General features: G+C 68.6%; 2 protein-coding genes. Both read left to right on the top strand.

Features of this window, described 5'->3' with window-relative positions; all coding sequences use genetic code 11:
* Positions 1-188: 188 nt before the first annotated feature.
* A complete protein-coding gene (locus QH196_RS00205) occupies positions 189-2,867 on the top strand; it encodes a valine--tRNA ligase (protein ID WP_280413710.1) in 2,679 nt (892 codons plus the stop codon).
* A gap of 71 nt (positions 2,868-2,938) precedes the next feature.
* The coding region (folC, locus tag QH196_RS00200) for a bifunctional tetrahydrofolate synthase/dihydrofolate synthase (protein WP_432279399.1) at positions 2,939-4,369 on the top strand (1,431 nt) is incomplete at its 3' end.

Here is a 4,369-nt window from a genome sequence, read left to right as displayed (position 1 = left end):
TCGCAATCGCACCCCAAAACCCTAACCCCCCCACACCCATGGGGGGGCCCCCCCCTTGGCCCGGCGGGGGGTAGCTATGTTGTAAACCCCCGGGTTTCACCGGCCCCGGGCCCGCGCCGCCGCAGGCGGCGCAGCAGACGCAGCACCCGCAATGCCGGACGCCCCGCCGATGACACTAGAATCGGCGCGTGACCAGCGCAGCCCCTGACAACACGCGTAATCGTGCCGATGCCCTCCCCAAGAGCTGGAATCCCGGCGAGGTGGAGGCCGACCTGTACGAACGCTGGGTAGCCGCCGGTTACTTCACCGCCGACCCGCAGAGTTCCGCCCCCGGGTATTCGATCGTGCTGCCGCCTCCGAATGTCACCGGCACCCTGCATATGGGTCATGCCCTGGACCACACCCTCATGGACACCCTCGCCCGCCGGAAGCGGATGCAGGGGTACGAGGTGCTGTGGTTGCCGGGGATGGATCATGCCGGTATCGCGACCCAGTCGGTGGTCGAGAAACAGCTCGCGGCCGACGGTAAGACCAAAGAGGATTTCGGGCGCGATTTGTTCGTGCAGAAGGTCTGGGATTGGAAGCGCGAATCCGGTGGCGCGATCCAGGGACAGATGCGGGCCCTGGGCGACGGCGTCGATTGGTCGCGTGACCGGTTCACCATGGACGAGGGCCTCTCGCGGGCCGTGCAGACCATTTTCAAACGGCTCTACGAGGCCGGTCTGATCTATCGGGCCGAACGACTGGTGAACTGGTCGCCGGAGCTGCGTACCGCCATCTCCGATATCGAGGTCAAGTACGACGAGGTCGCCGGGGAACTGGTGTCGCTGCGCTACGGGTCGCTCGATGATGCCGAACCGCATGTCGTCGTCGCCACCACCCGGGTCGAGACGATGCTCGGTGATACGGCGGTCGCGGTGCACCCCGACGATCCGCGGTACAAGGACCTGATCGGCACCACCCTCGAACATCCCATCACCGGGCGGCAGATTCCGATCGTCGCCGACTCCTATGTCGACCCGGAGTTCGGTTCCGGCGCGGTGAAGATCACCCCCGCGCACGACCCGAACGACTTCGAAATGGGCCTGCGGCACAACCTGCCCATGCCCACGATCATGGACGAACGCGGCCGGATCGCCGGTACCGGAACCGAATTCGACGGTATGGACCGGTTCGAAGCCCGGGTGAAGGTGCGTGAACGGCTGGCCTCCGAGGGCCGGGTCGTCGCCGAGAAACGCCCCTACCTGCACAGCGTCGGTCATTCCGAGCGCAGCGGCGAACCGATCGAACCGCGCCTGTCGATGCAGTGGTGGGTGAAGGTCGAGGCGCTGGCCAAGGCGGCCGGCGATGCCGTGCGCAACGGGGATACCGTGATCCACCCGGCGAGCCAGGAACCACGCTGGTTCGACTGGGTCGACGATATGCACGATTGGTGCATTTCGCGCCAGCTGTGGTGGGGGCACCGAATCCCCATCTGGTACGGCCCCGAGGGCGAGGTCGTCTGTGTCGGCCCCGACGAAGACGCCCCCGAGGGCTGGGTGCAGGATCCCGATGTCCTCGACACCTGGTTCTCCTCCGGTCTGTGGCCCTTCTCCACCATGGGCTGGCCGGACGCCACACCGGAACTGGCCAAGTTCTATCCGACGAGTGTGCTCGTCACCGGCTACGACATCCTGTTCTTCTGGGTCGCCCGGATGATGATGTTCGGCACCTTCGTGGCCGACGATGCCGCGATCACCGCCGGTAAAGGACCGGACTACCAGGTGCCGTTCAAGGATGTGTTCCTGCACGGCCTGATCCGCGACCAATACGGCAAGAAGATGTCGAAATCACGCGGTAACGGTATCGACCCGCTGGACTGGATCCGCGACTACGGCGCCGACGCCCTGCGGTTCACCCTGGCCCGCGGCGCCCAGCCGGGCGGCGATCTGTCGGTCGGCGAACCGCATGCGCTGGCCTCGCGCAGTTTCGTCACGAAGCTCTTCAACGCCACCAAGTTCGCGCTGATGAACGGCGCTCGCGCCGGCGACCTCCCGGCCCGCGATACGCTCACCGATGCCGACCGCTGGATCATCGACCGGCTCGACGCGGTGCTGGCCGAGGTCGACGCCGCGTTCGACGCCTACGAATTCGGTAAGGCCTGCGAGGCGCTGTACCACTTCGCCTGGGACGAACTCTGCGACTGGTACCTGGAACTGTCCAAGGTCCAGTTCACCGAGAGCGAGGCACGCGCCGAATCCACCCGCGTGGTGCTCGGCACCGTTCTGGATTCGGTGCTGCGGCTACTGCATCCGGTGATCCCGTTTGTCACCGAAACGCTGTGGCAGGCGCTGACCGGCGGCGAATCGGTGGTGATCGCGCAGTGGCCGCGGCCGACGGGCATCCCCACCGATACCGGATCCGCGCAGCGGATCGCCGATCTGCAGCGGCTGGTCACCGAGATCCGCCGGTTCCGCAGCGATCAGGGGCTGAACGACAAACAGAAGGTCGCCGCGCGGGTGCTGGGCCTGGACACCGCCGGGCTTGCCCACCTGCATCCCGAGGTCGCGAACCTGGGCCGGCTCACCGAACCGGGCGCCGGCTTCGCCGCCACCGCGTCGGTGGAGGTGCGGCTGAGCACCACCACGGTCACCGTCGAGGTGGACACCTCCGGCAGTGTGGACCTGGTTGCCGAGCGGCGCCGCCTGGAGAAGGATCTGGCCGCCGCGCAGAAGGAGCTCGCCGGCACCGAGGCCAAACTCGGCAACGACGCCTTCCTGGCCAAGGCGCCCGAACAGGTGGTGGACAAGATCCGGTCGCGGCGCGATATCGCGGCGGCCGAGGTGGACCGTATCGGGGCCCGGCTGTCCGAGCTGAGCGGCAAGTGAACGAACACGAACCCAACCCGGAACCCGAACCGCAGCACGGCGGCGCCCAGCTCGGTACCGGACCGTCGCCGGTGGAACTCGCGGAGATGGCGCTGGTCGAGGCCGAACTCGACCGGCGCTGGCCGGAAACCAAGATCGAGCCATCGCTCACCCGGATCTCGGCGCTGATGGATGTGCTGGGTTCGCCCCAGCGCGGCTACCCGTCGATCCATATCGCCGGCACCAACGGCAAAACATCGGTCACCCGGATGATCGATTCGCTGCTCACCGCCCTGCACCGGCGCACCGGCCGGCTCACCAGCCCGCATCTGCAGCTGGCCACCGAGCGGATCGGCGTCGACAACCGGCCGATATCCCCGGCGCACTACGTGGAGCTGTATCGCGAGCTGCAGCCCTATATCGAGATGATCGACGCTCAGTCGGCCGCCGCGGGCGGCCCGCCGATGAGCAAGTTCGAGGTGCTCACCGCCATGGCCTACGCGGCGTTCGCCGAGGCACCGGTCGATGTGGCGGTGGTGGAAACCGGGATGGGCGGCACCTGGGACGCCACCAATGTGATCGACGGCCAGGTCGCGGTGATCACCCCCATCGGCCTCGACCACACCGACTATCTGGGCCCCGATCTGACCTCCATCGCCAAGGAGAAGGCCGGGATCATCAAACCCGCCCCCGAATCGCTGGTACCCGTCGACAATGTCGCGATAATCGCGGAGCAGGATCCCGAAGCCATGGATGTCCTGCTGCGCCGCGCCGTCGAGGTGGATGCGGCAGTCGCCCGGGCGGGTGCCGAATTCCAGGTATTGACCCGCCGAATCGCCATCGGCGGTCAGCAACTCGAACTCCAGGGGCTCGGCGGCGTATACGACGAGATCTTCCTGCCGCTGCACGGCGAACACCAGGCACACAACGCTGCCCTCGCGCTGGCCGCGGTGGAGGCGTTCTTCGGGGCGGGAGCGCAGCGCCAGCTCGATATCGAGGCGATCCGCGCGGGCTTCGCCCAGGTCACCAGCCCCGGCCGGCTGGAGCGGATGCGCAACGCCCCCACCCTGTTCATCGACGCCGCGCACAATCCGGCCGGTGCCGCCGCCTTGGCGGCCACACTCACCGCGGAATTCGATTTCCGCAAACTCGTCGGAGTCGTGGCGGTACTGGGCGATAAGGACGCGGCCGGGATCCTCGCCGCGCTCGAACCCGTCTTCGAGGAGATAGTCGTCACGACCAACGGGTCGCCCCGCGCCCTACCGGTCGATCGGCTGGCCGACCTGGCCGTGCAGCGCTTCGGTGACGAACGTGTGGTCACCGCCCAGAGCCTGCCCGATGCGCTGGAAACCGCGGTGGCGGGGCGGCGGGGGGGGGGGGGGGGGGGGGGGGGGGGGGGGGGTGGGGGGGGGGGGGGGGGGGGGGGGGGGGGGGGGGGGGGGGGGGGGGGGGGGGGGGGGGGGGGGGGGGGGGGGGGGGGGGGGGGGGGGGGGTGGGGGGGGGGGGGGGGGGGGGGGGGGGGG

It is taken from the genome of Nocardia carnea (genome assembly GCF_029868325.1).
Lineage (GTDB): Bacteria > Actinomycetota > Actinomycetes > Mycobacteriales > Mycobacteriaceae > Nocardia > Nocardia carnea_C.
Note: the sequence above shows the minus strand (reverse complement) of the source record. Positions and strands in the feature narration are given on the sequence as shown.